The sequence below is a fragment of the Amycolatopsis sp. NBC_00345 genome, from assembly GCF_036116635.1.
Lineage (GTDB): Bacteria > Actinomycetota > Actinomycetes > Mycobacteriales > Pseudonocardiaceae > Amycolatopsis.
Map to the genome: position 1 here is coordinate 973,802 of NZ_CP107995.1, position 20,381 is coordinate 994,182.

General features: G+C 72.2%; 19 protein-coding genes. 9 read left to right on the plus strand and 10 right to left on the minus strand.

What is annotated here, in order from left to right; genetic code table 11:
- Positions 1–245: 245 nt before the first annotated feature.
- Together OG943_RS04470 and OG943_RS04475 are read right to left on the minus strand one after the other, a co-directional pair.
- The gene (locus OG943_RS04470; RefSeq protein ID WP_328608382.1) at positions 246–608 is read right to left on the minus strand and encodes a CU044_2847 family protein; all 363 of its coding nucleotides are present in this window, start codon (positions 606–608) and stop codon (positions 246–248) included.
- A 29-nt stretch (positions 609–637) separates the two neighbouring features.
- Positions 638–4,006, minus strand: a complete 3,369-nt coding sequence (locus OG943_RS04475; RefSeq protein WP_328608383.1) for a serine protease — start codon at positions 4,004–4,006, stop codon at positions 638–640.
- A 208-nt stretch (positions 4,007–4,214) separates the two neighbouring features.
- Here OG943_RS04475 and OG943_RS04480 point away from each other — a divergent pair, with 208 nt between their 5' ends.
- On the plus strand, positions 4,215–6,974 hold the full coding sequence (locus OG943_RS04480; protein WP_328608384.1) for a transcriptional regulator: 2,760 nt from the start codon (positions 4,215–4,217) through the stop codon (positions 6,972–6,974).
- On the opposite strand, the gene OG943_RS04485 is transcribed toward OG943_RS04480, so the two are convergent.
- Positions 6,940–7,560, minus strand: a complete 621-nt coding sequence (locus tag OG943_RS04485) for a TMEM175 family protein (RefSeq protein WP_328608385.1) — start codon at positions 7,558–7,560, stop codon at positions 6,940–6,942. The genes OG943_RS04480 and OG943_RS04485 overlap by 35 nt on opposite strands.
- A gap of 70 nt (positions 7,561–7,630) precedes the next feature.
- Complete coding sequence (locus OG943_RS04490) at positions 7,631–8,518, minus strand: LysR family transcriptional regulator ArgP (protein WP_328608386.1); 888 nt, start codon at positions 8,516–8,518, stop codon at positions 7,631–7,633.
- A gap of 67 nt (positions 8,519–8,585) precedes the next feature.
- Between OG943_RS04490 and OG943_RS04495 the strand changes: the two genes are divergently transcribed.
- Positions 8,586–9,191 carry a LysE/ArgO family amino acid transporter gene (locus OG943_RS04495; protein ID WP_328608387.1) on the plus strand — a complete coding sequence of 202 codons (606 nt, stop codon included), beginning with the start codon at positions 8,586–8,588 and terminating at the stop codon, positions 9,189–9,191.
- A 21-nt stretch (positions 9,192–9,212) separates the two neighbouring features.
- Here OG943_RS04495 and OG943_RS04500 read toward each other — a convergent pair whose 3' ends face one another.
- A complete protein-coding gene (locus OG943_RS04500) occupies positions 9,213–11,288 on the minus strand; it encodes an AMP-binding protein (protein ID WP_328608388.1) in 2,076 nt (691 codons plus the stop codon).
- Between the two features lie 219 nt (positions 11,289–11,507).
- On the opposite strand from OG943_RS04500, the gene OG943_RS04505 reads away from it, so the two are divergent.
- The 4 genes from OG943_RS04505 (at position 11,508) to OG943_RS04520 (ending at position 14,709) form a co-directional block, all read left to right on the plus strand.
- Complete coding sequence (locus OG943_RS04505; RefSeq protein ID WP_328608389.1) at positions 11,508–11,993, plus strand: universal stress protein; 486 nt, start codon at positions 11,508–11,510, stop codon at positions 11,991–11,993.
- A 144-nt stretch (positions 11,994–12,137) separates the two neighbouring features.
- A complete protein-coding gene (locus tag OG943_RS04510; protein WP_328608390.1) occupies positions 12,138–13,283 on the plus strand; it encodes an acyl-CoA dehydrogenase family protein in 1,146 nt (381 codons plus the stop codon).
- Positions 13,280–14,242 carry an LLM class F420-dependent oxidoreductase gene (locus OG943_RS04515; RefSeq protein ID WP_328608391.1) on the plus strand — a complete coding sequence of 321 codons (963 nt, stop codon included), beginning with the start codon at positions 13,280–13,282 and terminating at the stop codon, positions 14,240–14,242. The genes OG943_RS04510 and OG943_RS04515 overlap by 4 nt, the downstream gene beginning before the upstream one ends.
- Positions 14,242–14,709: a winged helix-turn-helix transcriptional regulator gene (locus tag OG943_RS04520; RefSeq protein WP_328608392.1), complete on the plus strand. Its 468-nt coding sequence runs from the start codon at positions 14,242–14,244 to the stop codon at positions 14,707–14,709. The genes OG943_RS04515 and OG943_RS04520 overlap by 1 nt, the downstream gene beginning before the upstream one ends.
- 47 nt (positions 14,710–14,756) lie before the next feature.
- On the opposite strand, the gene OG943_RS04525 is transcribed toward OG943_RS04520, so the two are convergent.
- Both OG943_RS04525 and OG943_RS04530 read right to left on the minus strand, forming a co-directional pair.
- Entirely contained in the window at positions 14,757–15,587 is an 831-nt protein-coding gene (locus OG943_RS04525) for a PaaX family transcriptional regulator (RefSeq protein WP_328608393.1), read from the minus strand.
- Positions 15,588–15,755: 168 nt separating this feature from the next.
- A complete protein-coding gene (locus tag OG943_RS04530; RefSeq protein ID WP_328608394.1) occupies positions 15,756–16,313 on the minus strand; it encodes a TetR/AcrR family transcriptional regulator in 558 nt (185 codons plus the stop codon).
- 89 nt (positions 16,314–16,402) lie between these two features.
- Here OG943_RS04530 and OG943_RS04535 point away from each other — a divergent pair, with 89 nt between their 5' ends.
- Together OG943_RS04535 and OG943_RS04540 are read left to right on the plus strand one after the other, a co-directional pair.
- Positions 16,403–16,624, plus strand: a complete 222-nt coding sequence (locus OG943_RS04535; RefSeq protein WP_328608395.1) for a hypothetical protein — start codon at positions 16,403–16,405, stop codon at positions 16,622–16,624.
- A complete protein-coding gene (locus OG943_RS04540) occupies positions 16,621–16,944 on the plus strand; it encodes a cupin domain-containing protein (RefSeq protein WP_328608396.1) in 324 nt (107 codons plus the stop codon). Before OG943_RS04535 ends, OG943_RS04540 begins: the two co-directional genes overlap by 4 nt.
- A gap of 4 nt (positions 16,945–16,948) precedes the next feature.
- On the opposite strand, the gene OG943_RS04545 is transcribed toward OG943_RS04540, so the two are convergent.
- The 3 genes from OG943_RS04545 to OG943_RS04555 all read right to left on the minus strand — a co-directional run bounded on the left by OG943_RS04545 (position 16,949) and on the right by OG943_RS04555 (position 19,261).
- Positions 16,949–17,812 carry a sigma-70 family RNA polymerase sigma factor gene (locus tag OG943_RS04545; protein ID WP_328608397.1) on the minus strand — a complete coding sequence of 288 codons (864 nt, stop codon included), beginning with the start codon at positions 17,810–17,812 and terminating at the stop codon, positions 16,949–16,951.
- A gap of 349 nt (positions 17,813–18,161) precedes the next feature.
- The gene (locus tag OG943_RS04550; RefSeq protein WP_328608398.1) at positions 18,162–18,947 is read right to left on the minus strand and encodes a hypothetical protein; all 786 of its coding nucleotides are present in this window, start codon (positions 18,945–18,947) and stop codon (positions 18,162–18,164) included.
- A 53-nt stretch (positions 18,948–19,000) separates the two neighbouring features.
- On the minus strand, positions 19,001–19,261 hold the full coding sequence (locus OG943_RS04555) for a hypothetical protein (RefSeq protein ID WP_328608399.1): 261 nt from the start codon (positions 19,259–19,261) through the stop codon (positions 19,001–19,003).
- A 278-nt stretch (positions 19,262–19,539) separates the two neighbouring features.
- Here OG943_RS04555 and OG943_RS04560 point away from each other — a divergent pair, with 278 nt between their 5' ends.
- Positions 19,540–20,340, plus strand: coding sequence for a putative protein N(5)-glutamine methyltransferase (locus tag OG943_RS04560; RefSeq protein ID WP_442874689.1), 801 nt, complete (start codon positions 19,540–19,542; stop codon positions 20,338–20,340).
- Positions 20,341–20,381 lie beyond the last annotated feature (41 nt).

A 20,381-nucleotide genomic window follows, 5' to 3' on the forward strand; every position in this document is an offset into this window, starting at 1 on the left:
TTCAATTTTACCGACGCCACCCACCAAAAACGTCACCGAATCGAGTGAACAAATCATCTTCATATCAACCATTAGGTCACGAGAAACCCCACTGAGGTTTTCTCGGTAGCGTCGGTGGTGTTCGCGGTGGGTGAGGACGAGGGTGCTTGGACGATGGTGCCGATCCGGTGTGGGCAGAGTGTGACTCGTCGTAGGGCTGGCCAGCGGTTTTTGAGGATGGAGGCGGCGCGTTCGCCGGGCAGCAGTCAGGCAGGCGGCCCAGCCTCGGCCGGAGAATCAGCCGCTTTCCGCTTGCCCGGTGACCATTCCAGCGACAGCTTGAAGTTCGCCTCCGTGGCCGCTTTGGCGATGACCACCCCGGCCTCGGCGGTGAGCTTCACGCCGAACTCGATCTTCACCGTGTCCGGCGGGGTGGCCAGGTCGCTGATCTGGTGCAGCACCGCGGCGACGGCCGGCTTCACCCGCCGCAGGGCCTCCTCCAGTGTTTCGGCGGAGTCCCGCACCACCGAGCCGGCCCGGCCGACCCGTTGCAGGCGCTGCTCGTCCTCGGCCACCTCGACCAGTACGGTGCTGCCGTCTTCGAGCGGCATTTCCACCACGGTACCCACGGATCCTCCTGATGTGGTCGGTGTTTCGGTCATCCGCCGATGGGGCCGGTGTAGGTGCCCGCCGGCAGGCTCTTCAGCTCGTTGGGCAGCGGCACCCCGCTGGCGAGCACGGAGGTCAGCCGGTCGTACTGGCCGTCGTAGTCGAAGGAGTCGGGGCCGGGCTGGGGGCTGCCGGACCGTTTCAGCGGGGCCGGCCGTCCGGGCGCCGGCAGCACGAGGCCGTCGATATCGCTGTTGACGACCAGCAACGGCGTGTCCGGGCCGCTGTCCAGTGGCAGCACGGTCTGCCAGCCCCCGGGAATCGGCAGCGTGACCGGGGGCTGGTCGAGCCGGCTGAGCGGCAGGATCGAGACGGTGGAGACGCCGGTCAGGAAGACCTGGTCGCCGTGCGGGCTGAGCGCGACCCTCCCGGTCGACTGCGCCTCCGGCAGCAGCGGGCTCTCCGCCGTCTGCTGGAGCGTGGCCAGGTCGAGCACCGCCAGCCGGGCCCGGGGGTGCTCCGGGAACGTGTGCGGGTCCTGGTTCTCCGGCAGCAGCAAGGCCAGCGTGCGGCCGTCCGCGCTGACGGCGAACTGATCGGAGTCGAGGCCGTCGTACAGCTGGGTGACCACCGGCGACGATCCGGTCAGGTCCACCGAAATCAGTTCGGTCTGGAGCAGCGAGGCCCCCGGGAACTCCGGCCTGGTCGCGTTGAGCAGGACCTGGCGCCCGCCCGGCGCGAGCCACATGTCGTCCACGGTGTCCAGCCGGCCGGCGGGGACCGCGACGTCGTAGCGCTGCGCGCCGGTCGCCACGTCCCAGGACTTGAGGTGCTGGTAAATAGCGTCGTCGCCGGTGTACACGGCGGTGAGCTGCGTGCCGTCCGGATCGAACCGGAGCACGGGGGCCTGGGAGATCATCCCGACGTCCACCGTGCCGAGCTGCCGGGTCCGCCCGGTCACGGTGTCGTACAGGCACACCCCACCGCACGTCGGCGGGGCGTCGGGCCTCAGGTCGATGCCGCTCCACATATAGGCGACGTAACGGCCGTCCCGGCTGATCGTCACCCTGCTGGCGCGCACGTCGAGGGTTTTGCCGGTCACGGTCGTCCCGTTGATCCGCCAGAGCGTCACAGCCTGCTGCGGGTCCGTGGTGACCAGGCTCCGCCCGTCGGCGCTGACCTTGTCCACAATGGACGAAGGTGGCTCCCGGGGCAGCGGGTCGTGGCCGGTCAGCACGAGCGGCTGCGCGCTGAAGTCCGGCAGGATCCGGTCGGTCCCCGCGAAGCTTTGGTACTGGCCGGTGATCGCCAACTCCGTGCTGAGGTTGGCGCTGGTCCGGTACGCCCGCAGCGTCGTGCGCAGCTGGGCGTACGGATCTTGCCGGTTCATGGCCTGGATCAGGTTGTCCGCGGCGTCGCTGGCGGTCTGATTTTCCCGCTGCACCACGAGCAGTGTGCCGACGAGCCCGCAGGCCACCACCACAGCCGACCACCTCCGCCGGCGGACGGTGCGGCGATGCCGGCTGGTCACGAGGTAGCGCTGCTCGGCTTCGGCGAGGTCGTCACGGCGTTTGGCCCGCCACTGCAAGGCTTCCCGCAGATCCACGCCGGTCAGCGGCGGGGCGTCCCGGCGGATCCGCTGCCGGATGGTCTCCTGCCATTCACGGAACTCGCGGTCCCGCCCGCCGAGTTCCGCCAGCAGCGGCCAGAGCGTCACGAGCGCGTCGTGGGCCAGCTCCGCGACCTCGCTCGTGTCCTGCTCCCGCAACACGACCAGGCGGGCCCGGTCGGCGGCCAGCACCCGCGCCGCGGCCCACTGGTCACGGTCGAGCTGGGCGCGGGGAGCCGCCCGGCGGACGAACTCACCCCGAGTGCCGATCGGGTAGAGGAGCTGGACGAGCAGCCGGGCCGCCGACTTCCGTTCGCCGGCACCGAGCCCGTCCCACACGGCCTCGGCGTGCCGGGCCAGCGCGGACCCGACGCCGCCCATCGCCTTGTACGCGCGATGCGTCAGCACGCCGGCTTCCTGGTCCTCCCAGAGCATGGCCAACGCGAACTGCAGCAACGGCAGCCGTCCCGCCGCCTTCGGGCCCACGTCGATCAGGATCCGGTCGACCAGCCCGTCCTGGTACCGGACCATCCGGGTGCGGCGCACCGGTTCCTCGACCGCCGCGCGCAGCGCCTCCGAGCTCAGCTCGCCGACCGTTTCCATCCGGTTGTCCTGCACCAGCTCGGCCAGCTCGCCGTGCCGCAGCACCTGGTCGAGGAAGTCCGACCGCAGCGCGGCCACCAGGTCAAGCTGCGCCGGCCGTTTCAGGCAGTGCCGCAGCACGGCGACGAACTCGGCCAGCTCGCCGTCCGTCGTGGTCAGCGCCTCCTCCAGCTGGTCCACCACGAGCACCAGGCGTTCGCCGCCGAGCTTGTCCAGCACCTCGCCGACGACCTCGCCGATGAGTCCCCGCGCCAGCCGGGCCGCCATCTCGTCGACGCGGGCGCCGCGGGCGAGCGGGTCCGCCCCGGGTGCCGCGACCCGGGCCAGTGCCAGCGCGACCGCTCGCAACGGCGTCCGCGCCTGGCTGGGCCGCATCGTGACGACGACCAAGCCGGGAGCTTTCCGCAGGCGGGGGATCACCCCGGCGTTGAGGACCGAAGACTTGCCCGCACCCGAAGGGCCGACCAGGGTCAGCGCGGGGGTGTGCTCGCGCCGCCGGACGAACCGCTCCACGAGTTCGTCGCGGCCGAAGAACACCGCGGAATCGTTCTCCCCGAACGACTTCAGGCCACGGAACGGCGAAGCCGGCCGCACCTGCTCCGCCAGCCATGGCCACGCGGCGAGCAGCATCGGGGCCGGGATCATGAACCCGCTGCGCCGGCCCCGGGTCCAGCCCTCGACCACCAGCCCGGCGACCGCGCGGTCCTCGACGTCCCAGACCGGCGTGCCGGAGAAGCCCTGTTCGAGGGTGAACTGGCTTTCCGCCGTCGAGTCGAGCTGGATGTAGCCACGGGCGTCGGGACCGGCGAGCACCGCGTGGCCTTGCCCGCCGTACGGCGCGTCGCCGGGGAATCCGAAGGTCGTCACCGAACGGCCGGACGGCTCGCCCAGGCCGGCCAGCGGCGCGGGCTCGGCCCCGGACGGTGCCGGATCGAGCAGCCGCAGGCCGGCGATGTCCTCCGGGGCGATGGGCCCCGGCGGCACCCAGTGCACGATCTCGGCCCGGACCAGCCGGTCGTGATCCCCCGCGAAGCTGAGCATCACCTCGCCGCCGGGCTGCGCGGTGGCGTCGACGCGACCGCCGCTCGCCAGGCTCACCACGTGCGCCGTGGTCAGCAGGACGCCCGGCGCCACCAGGAACGCGCCCCCGACCGGAGCCCCCTCCGGCCCGAGCACCCGCGCGACGGACTGCTCCACCCCACCCATCGGGTCAACCTATTACAGAACGTGCTGGAGCAGTGGCGGAATCAGCCGGTCGCCGATCCGCCCGGTTTGTCTTCGCCGCCACGGTTCGCTCGTTACTAATCCGACCGAAAGTAGGCGGACACGGTCTGCGGCCGATCTGCTTGCAGGAACCGTATCCGCCGTGGCTGTAGCCGGATTAGTAACGATTGGCACAGTAAGATCCGCCCCCATGACCGTGCCGGACGAAGCCGTGCTGCCTGCTCCGCGCGCGAGCGAGGACGACCTGCTCATCGAGCTGCGGGAGCGCCTGGAGGTGCTGGCCCGGGAGGCGCTGGCGAAGCAGGAGCAGGTGGTGGCGCTCGCGGTGCCGGCGCCCGATCGCGAGCGGGAGTACGAAAAAATCGTGGCGGGGGTGGTCGCCGACGCCGACGACGCACTGCGCGACACCAACCACGAGATCTTGGGGCTGAGCGCGGCCCGCGAGGCGCTCGCCAAGCACCTGCCCTCGCCCGAGGCGCCGCGGGCGGATCCGCGCGATCCGGCCGGGCACGCCGCCTTCGGTTTCGTGCTGTGGCTCGGGATCGGCTACCCGTTGCTGTGGTGGGAGCTGAACCAGACCGGCCTGACCGGCTTCGGCTGGTTCCTCACCGTGACCGGTTTGGTGGCGGTCGCGGTTTCCGCGGTCTGGTACGCGGCGCGGCTGCTGGTCCGCGCGGGCCGGCGCCTCGGCGACGTACCCGTGGAGACGGGCGGGGCGTGGGCGTTGGTCACCGGGTTCACGACGCTCTACTTGCTGCTGCTGTGGCGGCTGGGGCCATCAAGCCGTGAAGCGCTGGGCGGCCCCTGGTCGGTGGTCGTGTGGGTCGTCGCGGGTCTGGCCGCGGCGTTCGTCGTCGCTGTGGCGAGCAGTTTGGCCGCGGTCCCGCCGAAAGACGGGGCCCCCGCCCGGCGGCCGCCCGGGATCGTGATCCGCCGGGGCCTCGCCGCCGCGGTCCTCGCCGCCGCCGTGGCCTTCCTCGTGCTCCAGGTCCTGCCCCTGCCGGTCCCGCCCTGGGCGCGGTTCGTGCTGGCCGACGCCGGATCGCTGGTGATCCTGATCGGCGCGGCCCCGCTGAGCCTCCGGCTGATCCCCGCGGCCTGGTCGCGGGACCCGGCCCGGCGCGGGAGCCCGGGCTGGAACCGGCGGCTGGACGAGCTGGCCGAGAACCTGAACGAGGCCCAGGACGCCTGGGCCAAAGCCGCCAGGGGACCGGTCCGGGTGCTGCTCAACCGCCACCTCGACAAGGTGCTCAACCCGGCGTTCACCACGACGCTGCGGCCCTACGACCACCACGCGCTGGGGCAGATGCGCGCCGGGGACCGGGCGGTCACGACCATCGCCATCGGGGACCGCCTCCGGGCCCTGCTGGCGGGCATCGAGAGCGGCGCGGTCGGGATGGCCGGACCGCGTGGCGCGGGCAAGTCCACCCTGCTCGAGGCCTACCGGGACGGAAAGTTCCTCGACGATCCCCACAGCGAGCACATCGCGCTGTGGGAAAGCGTGCCGGTGCGGTACGACGCGCGGGAGTTCGTGCTGCACCTGTACGCCCGGACCTGCGGTGCGGTGGCGGAGTTCTGTGAACGGCGGGGTGCGGCCGCGCCACCCGGACCGGCTCGGCGGGCCGGGTGGCGGAGGGTCGGGCCGTTTGTCGCCGTCGCGCTCGGGTGGGCCGCTGCGGGCGTGGCCGGGTCGGTGCTGGCGCTCGGCTCGCGCTTCGACCTGGCCGCGTGGTCGGCGACGCTCTGGTGGCCGTTGGTGTGCCTGCTCGGCGCGTCGAGTTTGCTCTACCTCGCCGCGCGGCGAGGGGCCTGGCCGGCGCCGTCCCGCGAGCCGGCTCCGCCGCCGGTCCTGCCGGGAGACGTGACCGCGTTGCGGGCCCGCGCGGAGTGGGCGCTCGACGACATCCGGTTCCAGCAGAAGCACACCTCGGGCTGGTCCGGGAAGGTCGGCGTGGCCGGCGCGGAAGCGGGCGTCACCGGCTCCCGCGAGCTGACCCGGCAGCCGAAGACCTACCCCGAGATCGTGCACGAGTTCGGTGTGTTCCTTCAGCAGACCAGCCGTTGTCTCGCGGCGCTGGACCGCGTCGCGAGCCCGTCGCTGGTGATCATCCTCGACGAGCTGGACAAGATCGCCGCCCCGGACGTCGCCCAGGACTTCATCAACGAGGTCAAGGGGCTGCTGACCACCGACGTCCCGGGACTGCTGTTCCTGGTGTCGGTGTCGGAGGACGCGCTGGCGGCGTTCGAGCGCCGCGGGCTGCCGGTCCGGGACGCCTTCGACAGCGCGTTCGACCTGATCATCCGGCTCGAGTACCTCGACCTCGCCGACGCGCGGCTGGTGCTGTCAAGCCGCGTGGTCGGCCTGCCCCAGCCGTTCATCTGCCTGTGCCACTGCCTGTCCGGCGGGCTGCCCCGGGAGCTGATCCGGGTGGCCCGGCAGGTGCTCGCCGGCGACGGGGAGCTGGCGGACGTCGCGGCCCGGGTGGTCGCCGAGGACCTCGCGGCCAAGCGGGCCGGGCTGCTGACGGTCATCAGCCGGGGCGGGCACGACGACGCACTGGTGAGCGACCTGGTCCGGCACATCAACGCGCACGCGGGCGCCGGCCCCGGCGAGCTGATCGCCGCCGCGGAAACGCCGCCGATCACCACGGGTGCGCCGGAGCACGCGGACCTGCTGCGGCTGCAGACCGAAACCCTCGGCTACCTGTACTACCTGGGCACCGTGCTCGAGGTGTTCGGCCCGGCGTTCGCCCCGGCCGACCTGGACCGGGGCGCCACGGCGGGCGACGGCTCGTTCGACTCGCTCGCGTCGGCGCGCCAGCTCTTCCCGGTGAACGCCCGCCTGGCCTGGCTGACGATCACCGCGTTCCGGGAATGCTGGGGCCAACGCGCGGTGCCGCCGCCGTCGGCAGGGGTCAGCCCTGCGGGGCCGGGGCCTGGCGCGGCGTGAGCCAGCGGGTGACCCACTGGGCGACCGCGACCAGCAGCAGGGCCCAGTAGCCGTACTTCGGCCAGATCGCGCCCACGATGAAGGCCACCAGGAACGCCGTGCTGGTCAGCGAGGCATTGAGCACCGATTCGCCGGGGATGGGCTCGGAGTCGCCGCGGACTTCGGGGGAGCGGTGGATGACCAGCACCATCGCGAGGTAGAACAGGCTGTTCGCCAGGATGGTGCCGATGTAGAACATCACGGCGAACCGGCTGGTGGCGAAGCCGCCCACGATCTCCGTGGGGAAGGGCAGCAGGACGATCGAGAAGATCCAGCCGAAGTTCAGGTACATCAGCGACCCGCTGTAGGCCTCGACGTGCTCGAAGATCTGGTGGTGGGCGTACCACAGGCGCGCGATGACCGCGAAGCTCAGCAGGAAGGTGTAGATCTTCCACTGGTTGTGGGTGAAGGCCTCGATCGCCTCGCCTTTCTCGGCGACCAGCTCCGGCACCAGCTCCGACAGCGGCAGCACCAGCAGGGTCAGGGCGATGGCAGTCACGGCGTCGGTGAAGAACACCAGCCGTTCGGGTGACTTCGTCTTCTGCACCGCGCGATCCAACCACCCCGCGTCCCCGGCCCGTTCGCGGGGGTAGGGCGTCCATAAAGGACGCCGCGGTTCAGCGGGCCAGCGCGCGGGCCGCCGCGCGGGTGACGGCGGCGGCGACCGCGGCCAGCGCGGGCGAGTCCAGCTTCCACTGCTGCCAGTACAACGGGACGTCCACCGGCCGGTCCGGGGCCAGGTCCACCAGCGGGTCGCCGCGGCGGGCCAGCTGGGCCTCGGGCACCATGCCCCAGCCGAGCCCCGCGGCCACCGCCTCGGCGAACGACTCCGACGCGGGCACGTAGTGGCGCGTCCCGCCGGACCGGTGACGGCGGGTGAGGCCGCGCAGGAAGCGGTCCTGCAGGTCGTCTTTGCGGTCGAACAGCACGGCGGGCGCGTCCACGAGCGCGCGCGGGCCGTCGCCGAGCCAGCGGTCGACGAACTCGGGTGAGGCCACCGCGCGGTACCGCATCCGGCCCAGCCTCGTCGCCGTGCAGCCCTGCACCGGGTGCGGCGCGGACGTCACCGCCGCCATCACCAAGCCCTCCCGCAGCAGCGCGGCAGTGTGGTCCTGGTCGTCGCTGCGCAGGTCGAAACAGACACGCAGCCCGTCGGGCAGGTCGGCGAGCGCGGGCAGGAACCAGGTGGCCAGCGAGTCGGCGTTCACCGCGATCGGCAGCGTCGTCGGCGCACCCGGCTCGGCCAGGCCCAGCTCCGCCCGGGTGTCGGCTTCCAGGCGCGTGAGCTGGCGGGCGAACCGCACCAGCACCGCGCCGGACTCGGTGAGCCGCACCGGTTTCGACCGCTGGACCAGCACCCGCCCCGTGCGTTGCTCCAGCGCTTTCACCCGCTGGCTCACCGCCGACGGCGTCACGTGCAGCGCCGCGGCGGCCGCGTCGAAGGAGCCTTCGTCGACGACAGCGAGCAGCGTCCGGACCTGGTCGAGCGGCAGATCTGACATCATGATCGCTAATGCTACGTAAGAATCTTTAGCTGGTCTCATGACGGTCGGCGCGCTTACGTTCGGTGGCGTGCTTCCCGTACTCGCCGCCGGCTTCGGCACCAGCCTGTCCCTGATCGTCGCCATCGGCGCGCAGAACACCTTTGTGCTCCAGCAAGGCCTGCGCGGTACGGCCGTGGTGCCGGTGGTGCTGGTCTGCGCGCTGTCGGACGCGGTGCTGATCGCCGCGGGGGTGAGCGGGATCGGCGCCGTCCCGCACCGCTGGCCGTCGGCGGTCAGCGCGATCGGCGTCGCCGGCGGCCTCTTCCTGGTGGCTTACGGCTTCCTCGCCGCGCGCCGCGCGGTCCGGCCGGGCGCGCTGACCACCGGCGCGTTCGAGCCGAAATCCTTGCGCCGCACCGTGTTCACCTGCCTCGCGCTCACTTGGCTGAACCCGCACGTGTACCTGGACACCGTGCTGCTGCTGGGTTCGGTCGCCGCGGGACACGGCGACGGCCGCTGGCTGTTCGGCGTCGGCGCCGTGCTCGCGAGCGTGTTCTGGTTCTGTGCGGTGGGATTCGGCGCGCGGCGGCTCGCGGGCGTGTTCGCGCGCCCGGCCGCGTGGCGGGTGCTGGACGCGCTGATCGCCGTCACCATGACCGCGCTCGGCGTCACGATGCTCGCGGGACGGCTGTGATCAAGACTGGGCCGGGGGAGTTCAGGCCTGCGGCGCGACCGGCCACATCTCGTCGTTCAGCAGCCGCTTGAGGATCTTGCCGGTCGCGTTGCGCGGCAGCTCTTTCACGAAGTACACGTCTCGCGGCACGGCGAAGCGCGCGAGCTTCTGGTGGATGTAGTGCCGCACGTCCTCGGCGTGCATCCGCGCGCCGCCGCGAAGCACCACGTACGCGGCGAGCCGCTGGCCGTACTCGTCGTCGGGCACGCCCACCACCGCGGCGTCGGACACCCCCGGCAGCGCGACGAGCGCCTCCTCGACCGGCCGCGGGAACACGTTTTCGCCGCCGGACACGATCATCTCGTCGGCGCGGCCGGTGATGAACAGCCGTCCGCCGGCGTCCTGGTAGCCGATGTCGCCGGTGGCCATCAGGTCCTGCGCGCGCGGCACGCTGGAACCGTTGGTGTAGCCGTCGAAGAGCATGTCGTTGCCGACGAAGATCTGGCCCTCGTCGCCGGGCGGCACGAGCTTGCGGTCCTCGTCCAGCACGGCGATCCGCGTGCCCGGCGGGCAGCGGCCCGCGGTGGTCGGCGCGGCCCGCAGGTCGGCCGGGTCGGCGATGCTCGCCCAGGAGACCTCGGTGGAGCCGTAGAAGTTGTAGAGGATGTCGCCGAAGGTGTCCATGAACGTGGTCACGAACGTGCCCGACATCGCCGAGCCGCTGCTGGCCACGATCCGCAGCGACGACAGGTCGTACCGGCTGCGCACGCGCTCGGGCAGGTCCTGGATGCGCTGCAGCATGATCGGCACGGCGAACAGCGCGTCGCACCGGTGCTCGGCGATCATCCGCAGCGTGTTCTCCGCGTCGAACCGGCGGATCAGCGACAGCTCCGCGCGCACGGCCATGCCGACCTGCATCGCGGCCAGGCCCCAGCTGTGGAACAGCGGCGCCGCGACGGCGATCTTGTCCCTGGCGCGCAACGGGATCCGGGCCAGGATCGTCGCGGCGGCGCCGAGGCTCTTGGGCGTGGGACGGCGCGCGCCCTTCGGCGCCCCGGTGGTGCCCGAGGTGAGCACGACGATCTGGCCGGGCCGCTCGCTCGGCTTCGGCCGGTTCGACGGCGCGTCGTGGATCAGCTCCTCGACCGTGCGGTAGCCCTGCTCCGCGTCGTCCCAGGTGCTGACGCGCGGGAAGTCGCCGCGCACGTCGGAGATCGTCCGCGCGAACTCGTCGTCGGCCAGCACCGCGGCGGGGCGGTGGTCGTTCAGCACGTCCCCCACGGCGCTGGGGGACAGGCCGGTGTTGAGCAGGATGACGTCCGCGCCGAGCTTGCTGCAGCCGACGAACGCCTCGACCATCGCCGCGTGGTTGCGGCACATCAGCGCCACCCGCTGGCCGGCTTCGACGCCGAGCTTGGCCAGCGCGTTGGCCAGCCGGTTGCTGCGTTCGTCGATCTCGCGGAAGGTGCGGGTGTTCCGCTCGTCGTGCACCGCGATCTCGTCGGCGCCGCGTGCCGTGGCGGCCAGGTACCCGCCGGCGACGGTGGCGCCCCACTGCGAGATCGAGCTCAGCTGCTTGACCACCTTGTCCGGCCGTCCCGCGGCGATCACGCCCGCGCGGACCAGGATGTTCGCGGTGCGCAGCGTGGTCGCGCGGTCCTGCTGGGGCGGGTCGGCGGCCTCGCCCGAGAGCTGCTGGTCGATCCGCCGGGTCAGGTCCTTGAGCAGGGTCTTGACCGCGGACCGGGAGAAGAGGTCGCGCCGCTCCGGCGGCAGCGAGGGAAGCATCAGGCGCAGCACGATCTCGGTGCGGCCGCCCTCGATCGGGCGCAGCTCGAAGGAAACCCAGTTGCGCTCGTCGGGCAGCCCGCACCAGACCACGTGTTCGTTCGGCCGGTACACCGCCGCGTGCACGGTGCCCTCCACGAGCGTTTCGCGGTCCGGAGTCAGCCGGATCAGGCATCGCGGGCCCCGGCCGCGCGCGGCGGACTCGGTCACCTCGCACCAGCTGATCGCCGGGACGAACCTCGGGTACAGCTCCGGCGACCCGATGATCTGCCACACCTGGCCGGGCGGGTGCCCGGCCACTGCGCTCGCCTCGACTACATCGTCTCGCATGCGATCCGCCTCAGTCGCCGCGCGCGTTGTGCTCCCCGGTCACCCACCGGACACGCGTTCAGGTTCGGGCACGCTATCAGCAAACGGGCCAGCTCTGGTACTCCGAACGACGGCGGATCCTCCCTGATGGGAATTTTCCGTCCACGCGTGACAAGGGTCGCCGACCTGGCGGGAGTGTGCTCCTCGTGCGGGCCGGCGGGCGGGTCCCATAATGTCCGGGTGGAGCAATTGGTCGAGGAGTACGGCCCCCGCTGGGAGCCCGGCCCGTACGAGCGGGGAACCGACGGCCCGCGGGTGATTCTCGTGGGGGTCGACACCTCCCCGACGGGCTTGCGCGCGGCGTCCTACGCGGGCGGACTGGCCCGCCGTCAGAAGGCGCGGCTGGTGATCGTGTACGTCGCGGCGCCGTCGATGTGGGCCGGGCTGGCCGCGGCCGCCGTGGCCGACATGCAGCAGCAGACCTTCGAAGAAGAGATCGAGGAGCTGCGCTCAGAACTGCGCAACCGGGCCGACGAGCTGGGCGTGCCGGTCACCTTCATGGTCCGCCGCGGCGAGGCCTTCCCCGAACTGCAGCAGGCGGCGATCGACGAGAGCGCGGACATGGTCGTGGTGGGCGCGTCCGAGCAGGCCGGCCACCGGCTGGTCGGCTCGGTGGCCAACCGCCTGGTCCGCGCCGCGAACTGGCCCGTGGTCGTCGTCCCCTGACTCGCGGGTGCCCTGAAGGCCACCATGAGGGACCTACATGCCCTCAAGGTGGCCTTCAGGGACCAACGGCGGCGTTGACAGCCGCTCGGCGAGCGGTAAGAATACTGAACCGGTAAGAAACTTGAACCGGTTCGGAGGCGTCGGGTGAATCCACAGGACGAGTTGTCGAACGAGGCGGCGAAGTTCGGCGCGCTGGCCAGGGAACACGCTGCGGAAACCGAGCAACGGCGGGCGCTGGCACCCGCCGTGGTCGACGCCGCCCGGGCCTCGGGCCTGTTCCGCACGGGGCTGCCCGCGGCGCTCGGGGGAGCCGAACCGTCCGCGGCGGCGGTGCTGCGGGCCGCGGAGAAGGTGGCCGAGGGCGACGCGTCGACCGGCTGGTGCCTCTCGATCGCCGCCCTCAGCAGCGTGCTCGGCGCGTACCTGCCCGCGCGGGGCGGCCACGAGGTCTTCGACGACCCGGCTTCGATCGCCGCCGGTGTGTGGGCCCCGCGCGGGAAAGCGGTACCGGCCGACGGTGGCGTCACGGTTTCCGGGCGCTGGTCGTTCTGCAGCGGGGTGCCGCACGCGGACTGGGTTTTCCTCGGCTGCGTCCGGCCGGCGGCCGAAGGGCAGGCCGGGCAGCCGGTCGTCGCCGCGATCCCGGCCGCGCAGCTGACGGTCCACGACACCTGGCGCACCTCCGGCCTGCGCGGCACCGGCAGCCACGACACCAGCGCGGACGAGGTCTTCGTGCCCGAGCACCGGCTGCTGTCCGTTATGGACGGACCGCCCGCGAATGCCGGTACGCTGCATAGGTTCCCGCTCTTCGGGTTCTTCGCCGCGTCGGTCGCGGCACCCGCGCTCGGCAACGCCCGCGGCGCGATCACGGACCTCGTCGAGCTGGCCGGGGTGAAGAACCCGAGCGGATCCCGCCGCACGCTGGCCGAGCGATCGGCCACGCAGGGCGCCGTCGCCGAGGCCGAGGCCTCACTGCGCGCGGCCCGTGAGTTCTACTACCGCGCCATCGACGACGCCTGGCAGGCCGCTGCCGCCGGGCCCGCGCCGGTTGCCGCGGAACTGAGGCTGGCGTTGCGGCTGGCCAGCACGCATGCCGTCCGCACGTCGGCGGAGGTCGCGCGGGTGATGTACGACCTCGGTGGCGGCTCGGCGATCTACGAGACTTCGCCGTTGCAGCGCCGGTTCCGCGACGCGAACACGGCCACCGCGCACTTCCAGGTCAACCCCGCCACCTACGAGCTGGCCGGCCGGGTGCTGCTCGGCCTCCCGGCGGAGACGGCGCAGCTGTGAGCGGAATCGGTGTGGTGACGCCGTTCTGGCTCGACCGGCCGGACACCGAGGCCGTCGACCTCGCCGTGGAGGCCGACCGTAACGGCTTCGGCGAGCTGTGGATCGGCGAGATGGCGACGTTCGACGCGTTCGCGCTGGCGACGGCCGTCGGGCTGCGGACGGAGCGGATCGGGCTGCGCGTCGGCCCGTTGCCGATCGGTGTCCGCACGCCGGTCTCGCTGGCGCTCGGCGTGTCGTCGGTGGCGGGGCTGACGCGCCCGCCCGCGGGGCTCGCGCTCGGCGGGTCGAGCCCGATGATCGTCGGCCGCTGGCACGACCGGCCGTGGGAGCATGCCGCGGGCCGGATGCGCGAAACGGTCGGGGCGTTGCGAACCGTCCTGAATGGACAACGGCTTTCCGTTGCGGGGGAACACGTCCGCAGCGACGGTTTCCGCCTGCGGCAGCCGTTGCCGGAGCTGCCGATCACGGTGGCGGCGTTCGGCCCGGCGATGACCCGCGTGGCCGCGGAGGTGGCGGACGAGGTCGTGCTCAACCTGGTGCCGCCCGCGCACGTCGCGGCCGCGCGGAAGGCGGTGGACGCGCACGCCGTCGCCATCGGGCGGACGCCGCCGCGGCTGGCGGTCTGGATCCCGGTGGCGCTCGACCCCGGCGCGGCGACGCAACGGCAGCTGGCCACACAGATCAGCGTTTACCTGAGCCCACCGGGTTACGGCGAGATGTTCGCGTCGCTGGGTTACGGCTCGCTCGTGGCGTCGGCGCGGTCTGGCGCTTCGCGGGCCTCGCTGGCTGCCGCCGTCCCGCCGGAGCTGGTGGCCGATGTCGGCGCGATCGGTGACGTCACCGAGGTTCGCGCGCGGATCGCCGAGTACCACGCGGCGGGCGCGGACCACGTCGGCCTCGTCCCGGCGACGGCGGAGGACCCGGCCGGTCGGGCGCTGCTGCGTGAGCTGGCGCCGTGATGGCCGCGGAACACGAGCTGCGCCACCGTTTCACGGCGGAGTCCGTCGGCCGGTCGCTGGAGGTGCTGGGGGAGCGCTGGACTCTGCTGATCCTGCGCGAGGCGTTTTTCGGCGTGCGGCGGTACGCGCAGTTCGCGCGGAACCTCGGCATCCCGCGCCCGACCCTGTCCGCGCGCCTGAAGAGCCTGGTGGAGCTGGAAGTCCTGGACCGCGTCGTCTACGCGACGGACCCGGACCGCTTCGAATACCGCCTCACCGACGCGGGCAAGGCGATCTTCCCGGCGCTGGTCGTCCTGATGCGCTGGGGCGACGACCACCTGCCGACCCCGGACGGCCCGCCGCTGGTCCTGCGCCACACCCCTTGCGGCGAGCCGGTTTCGCCGTACCTCGCCTGCCGCCACTGCGGCGAGGAGGTCACCACGGCGAACGTGACCCCGGAGCCGGGCCCGGGCCACCGCGGTGGGTAGCCCGGGGCCGACGACCCGCGCCGTGGGCCGTTCGGGGCGGGGGTTGCTCAAGCGTCGTCGGTGCCGTCGACGATCGCGTCCCAATGCCGCTGCGCTTCGGGGCGCCATTCGGCGTAGCGGCGGTGGAACAGCTCCGCCGCCTGGGCGCCGCTCCAGCGCTCGGGCAGGAGGTCGGGCGGCAGGCCCGGGTCGAGGAACGGGAAGCGGCGCCATTCGTGCACCAGGCGGGTCTGCGCGAGCAGCACGGCCTCACCCGCGCGGGGCGCGAGGCCGGTGAACTCGTCGATGAACCGCTCGTAGTGGCGGTCCAGCTCGCTGAGGTCCCAGGCGCGCTCGGCCATCTGGTGCTCGTCGCCGATGTCCGCGTAGCCGGCGACGAACGACATCGCCTGGCCGCTGTCGGTGAGGTCCCCGACGAGCCTCGCGGCCTCGGCCTGCGCGGAGGTGTCCGGGCTGATCCACACGCCCGGCGCGGGCGAGCCGAAGCCCGCCCAGCTCAGCCGCGTGCGCATGCGGTGGCGCAGGTCGCGCTGCGTCTCCGGCACGGACACCAGCAGCACGAGCCACTGGCGGTCCCACTCGTCGCGGCCGCGGCCGAACCGGTAGATCCGCTCGGCGCCCTCGGTCAGCAGCCGGCGGCCCGGCGGGGTCAGCGACCAGCGCACCCGGCGGCCGGCCCGCTCCGACTGCAGCCAGCCCTCACCCGAAGCCCGCGCCAGCGCCTGCCGCGCCGACTTCTCCTCGACCTTGAACAGGGCGAGCACGTCGACCAGCGTGGAGGTCCAGACCGCGTCCTGGCGGGGCAGCACGTACTCGCCGAGCACGGTCATCAGCAGCGACCGGGCACTGGTGTGCGCCAGCTCGCGCCGGCGGGTCACAGTGGGCCGGATAGCCGCCACGAGCGGATCACCGCCTTCCGAGGAGACGGGGACGGGCGTCCGGCCAGGTTACCGCTCCGGACCGGCCCGGGTGCCCGGTTCCGCGACAATCCCCGGCCGGCGCCCGTCAGAATGCTCCGGGACCCGTTCCGCCGGCGCGCGCCGTTGTCACGGCAGGAAAACCGCGGCGGCCTCGTCGGCGAGCACGGCGGCGCGCGGGGCGTCCGGATCGGTCTGGGCCAGGTGCATCAGCCCGAGGATGGCCGCGTAGGCGACCCGCGCCCGCGACTCCGCCCGGCCCGGTGACAGGCCGAGCTCGCGGTAGGTCCGGGCCAGCAGGTCCAGCCGGGCCCGGTTCACCCGCTGGACCACGTCCTGGACGCGGGGGTCGTTGCGGTCGCCGAGCAGGCTCAGGTGCACCGACGGCGCCAGCGGCTGGACGGCCTGCACGACCGCGGTGAGCAGGTCGCGCAACCGTTGTGCCGGATCGGCGATCGCGGCGAACGCGGCGAGGCTCTCGTCGCCGTGGCTCCGCCCCCATTCGGCGAGCGCGGCCGCGATCAGCTCGTCCCGGTTCCGGTAGTGCGCGTAGAAGCTGCCCTTGGTCACGCCGAGCGTCCGGGCCAGCGGCTCGACCCCGACCGCGGCCAGCCCGCCGTCCGCGATCGCCTGCAGTGCGGCCCGCGCCCAGTCCTGGGCGGACAGCCGGGTCGGCTTGCTCACCATGGGCAAGAGGATACGCGGGCGTATTGACCGTCCCGCGGACGCCGGATACGGTGGCGTATCCATACGCCACCGTATCAAGGAGTAACCCGATGGAGCGCACCAGGATTCGCCGGGTGGTCACCGGCCACGACTCCGAGGGCAAGGCCCGCGTGGTCGACGACAGCGCGGTCGAGCCCATCACGTCCGGGCTGATGCCCGGCGCCGCGGTCTACCGGCTGTGGGGCGGGGACGAGCGGCCCACGTTCCCGGACGACGGCTCGCCGCGCGGCGCCGAGGCGTACTTCCCGCCCCGCGACGGTCGCGCTTCATGATCAACACCGTCGCGCCGGGCGAGCTGGTCCCGGCTCCCGGCCTCGACCGGGCCGCCGCACTGGCCGAGCTGGAGCGGCTGATGCCGGGCGCGATGGCCGCGGTGGAGGCCGGCGCCCCGGGGATGCACCGCACCGACAGCCTCGACTACGTCCTGGTCGTCTCGGGCGAGGTCACGCTCGAACTCGACGGCGGCGAGCGGACGGTGCTGCGGGCCGGCGACGTGGTCGTGCAGAACGGCACCCGGCACGCCTGGCACAACCACGGGACCGGGCCCTGCACGATCGTCGGCGTCGCCATCGGCGCGGACCGCGCGCGATGAGTCCTTAGAGGACGGACACCGCCAGCCGGGCCAGCCGCGCGGGCTCGGTGACGATCTCGATGCCGGTGATCCGGTCGCCGTCGGCCGTGGACGTCATGGTGAACGCCATCGCCGCCACCAGCCGGCCCAGCGGGGCGACGACGAGGCCGGGCTTGCCGTCGACCAGCGCCGCGCGCGCGAGGGCGGCACGCTCGGAGAACCGCCGCGCGCCGTTCGCCACCTCCTCCGCGCCGCGGACGACAGCGGGGCTGTCGCCGTCCACGTGCAGCACGACGTCGGGGTCGAGCACGGCGATCAGTGCCGTGAAGTCTCCTTCGCGTGCGGCGGCGAGGAAGGCGTCGACGACCCGGCGATGGCGGGCGAGGCCGGTTTCCGAAGCCGTGGCGCCGCCCCGGACCCGGCGGCGCGCGCGGCTCGCGAGCTGGCGCGCGGCGGCCGGGGTGCGGTCCACGATCGGCGCGATCTCCTCGAAGGGCAGGGCGAAGATGTCGTGCAGCACAAACGCCAGCCGCTCGGCCGGCGACAGGGTGTCGAGCACGACGAGCAACGCGAGCCCGACCGAATCGGCCAGCACGGCCTCGTCCTCGGGATCGGCGCCGCCCGCGTGGTCCGGCAGCCGGTCACCGGCCGGCTCCTCGCGCCTCGACGCGGGCGAGCGCAGCACGTCGAGGCACACCCGGCTGACCACGGTGGTCAGCCAGCCGCCGAGGTTGCCGACGTCGGCGGTGCCGACGCGGCTGAACCGCAGCCAGGCCTCCTGGACGGCGTCGTCCGCCTCGGCCAGCGAGCCCAGCATCCGGTAGGCCACCGCCCTGAGGTGGGCGCGGTGGGTCTCGAACTGCCGCACCGCCAGGTCAGGCTCGTCCACTGTTTCTCCTCAGGTCCGTGCTCTCCTCACTCTGACGCGCGCGGGCCCGCGAATGTGACTCGCGGGCAGCGTCGCCGGTTCTGAATGTGGCGTGGCTTGGGGTCGACGGCCAAGCAGGTCCGCGCCGGAAGTGACACCTGACATCAGCCGTCGAACAGAGCGATGGCCACGTTAGCCAGAGTCGGCCTGGCCGGGACGAGAGCTGGCATCGCGCCGTGCGCCCTCGGCTCGATCACCCGAAAGCAGAACTCATGCTTGGGTTTTCCTGAACCAAGCTGCCATGTTGTCCTGCCTCAGTGCGGGACCGATCCGCCGAGCGCAGACGGTCCAGCCGAGGTGCCCGGGCCGGTCAGCGAGCGATGTCGGCGTCGAGTTCGAGAATCGCGCTCGCTACCTCTGACGGGAACAGTGTCGACCAGATGATCTCGCCAGGTGACGGCTCCATCGCCGCAAGCGGAGATGGCTCAGGTTGCCAGTCGTCCGTCGTGATGCCGGGAACACAGTCGAGGAGCAGAGCGAAGACCGCCGGGTCGGGAATGCCTTCGGCAATGATCGCCAAGTATGCCTCGTGGCCGTCGTCGACACGGACAAAAGCCTTGACGCGATGGTGCCGGAACTCGGCCACGGCGAGACTTCCGGTCGTGAGAGACATGGCGATGAGGCGGATCACCATTTGCTTCATTTCACGTCGCCAGGTGACAGCTTGCTCGGCCGTGACGCGCTTCCAGTCCCAGTCGCCAGGGAGGAGACAAGCGGTCGAGACAGTCTTACCTACGGTGCATTCGCGCCTGATCGATTCGTAGAAGTCACGTTGTGGGCTGTCAGCCTGGCGGTGCCCGGCCGCGCCGATCCACCACGCGCCGGTACCTGGCGGAAGCCCGTTCGGCAGGTCGTCGCCATGTAGTTGGGTGACGACGGCTCGCTGATCGCCAGTCTTGACCTTGAACCACACACGATCGCTCAGTGACAAGATCCGTCGGGCTCCGCCGGCGTCCAGCTTCGCCGGGACAGCCTGCGCGGTGACGACGACCGGGTGGTCGATCTCGTTGAGGGGCTGGCTGAGGTCTGGCAACGACAGGCCGAGATCGGCAAGGCATCTCTTGGTCGGGCGTACATCGACTGGGGCCTGAATCATATTCGAAATGCTAGAGAACCTTCTGGCGGCACGATCGACCGCCATGTGCCGAGCTATTTCGGCAGGCCGCCGAGATCATCGAGTTCATCAGCGTTGAATCCGGTCATGAGGGAGATGGCCGCAGCATCAGAGCCGTTGAGCTGGCCGAGCGCGGTTTTGATCCCAGCGTGGATCTCGTCCCGGTGAGCGTCGATGTATTCGCGCACGGCAGCATCGACGATGTCCTTCTTCGAGCGCGACATGAAATGAGCTGCGTGGGACACAAGTTCATCGGTTGCAACATCTACCTTGATAGGCGCGGTGGCGGCAGCCATGACCGAACTCTCCTTCGGACGATGCGAGTGATCTTGCCTGGTACCAGAGTACCAGTGACCACCCCGCAAGGGTAGCGAGAGCGCCCACTGGCGTCCTGCTTGTAGAAACGCAGGTCAACGGCACTCTGGCGCTCAGCATGGCTGATCCGATGGTCACGGCCACTACGACAAGGCGACACTCTGACGCGCGCGGGCCCGCGAATGTGACTCGCGGGCGGCCCGTGCGACGGTGGGCGCGCGGGAACGCGGTGTTCCCCGGTCACCCGAGAGGCTTCCTGGTGTCGGTCTTGCCGGATCCCGAGTCCGTTGTCCCCCGGTTGCGCGCCGCCGGGTGCGTGTTCGCCGAGGAGGAGGCGCGGCTGCTCGTCGAGGCCGCGGCCACGGCCGGCGAGCTGGACGCCATGGTCGGGCGGCGGGTCGACGGCCTGCCGCTGGAGCACGTGCTCGGCTGGGCGGAGTTCGCCGGCCGCCGGTTCGTGGTGGAGCCGGGTGTGTTCGTCCCGCGGCACCGCACCGAACTGCTCGCGCGGCTGGCTACCGGTTTCGCGCACCCCGGCGCCGTGGTCGTCGACCTGTGCTGCGGGTCCGGGGCGCTGGGCGCCGTCGTCGCCGCGGCCGTGCCGGTCGAGCTGCACGCGACCGACATCGAGCCCGCCGCGGTCCGGTGCGCTCGCCGGAACGTCGCGGGCCACGTCTACCAGGGCGACCTGTACTCGCCGTTGCCGCGTGAGCTGCGCGGGCGCGTCGACGTGCTGATCTCGAACGTCCCGTACGTGCCGACCGGCGAGGTCGCCCTGCTCCCGCCCGAGGCGCGCGAGCACGAGCCGCTGGTGGCGCTCGACGGCGGCGCCGACGGGCTCGACGTCCTGCGCCGCGTGGTCGCGGAAGCCCCGGGCTGGCTCGCCCCCGGCGGTCGTGTGCTGTTCGAGACGAGCGAGCGGCAGGCGGCCCGCGCGGTGGCCGACGTCGAACGCGCGGGCCTGGGCGCGCGGGTCGAGGAGTCCGAGGAGCTGGGCGCCACCGTGGTCGTCGGGCAGCGACCCTGGCCGGCCGCAAAGCCGTTGCTGCACAAGGAGTAATCCCACCATCGGCGGTTTGCCGGGCGGCGCGGCGGGTATGT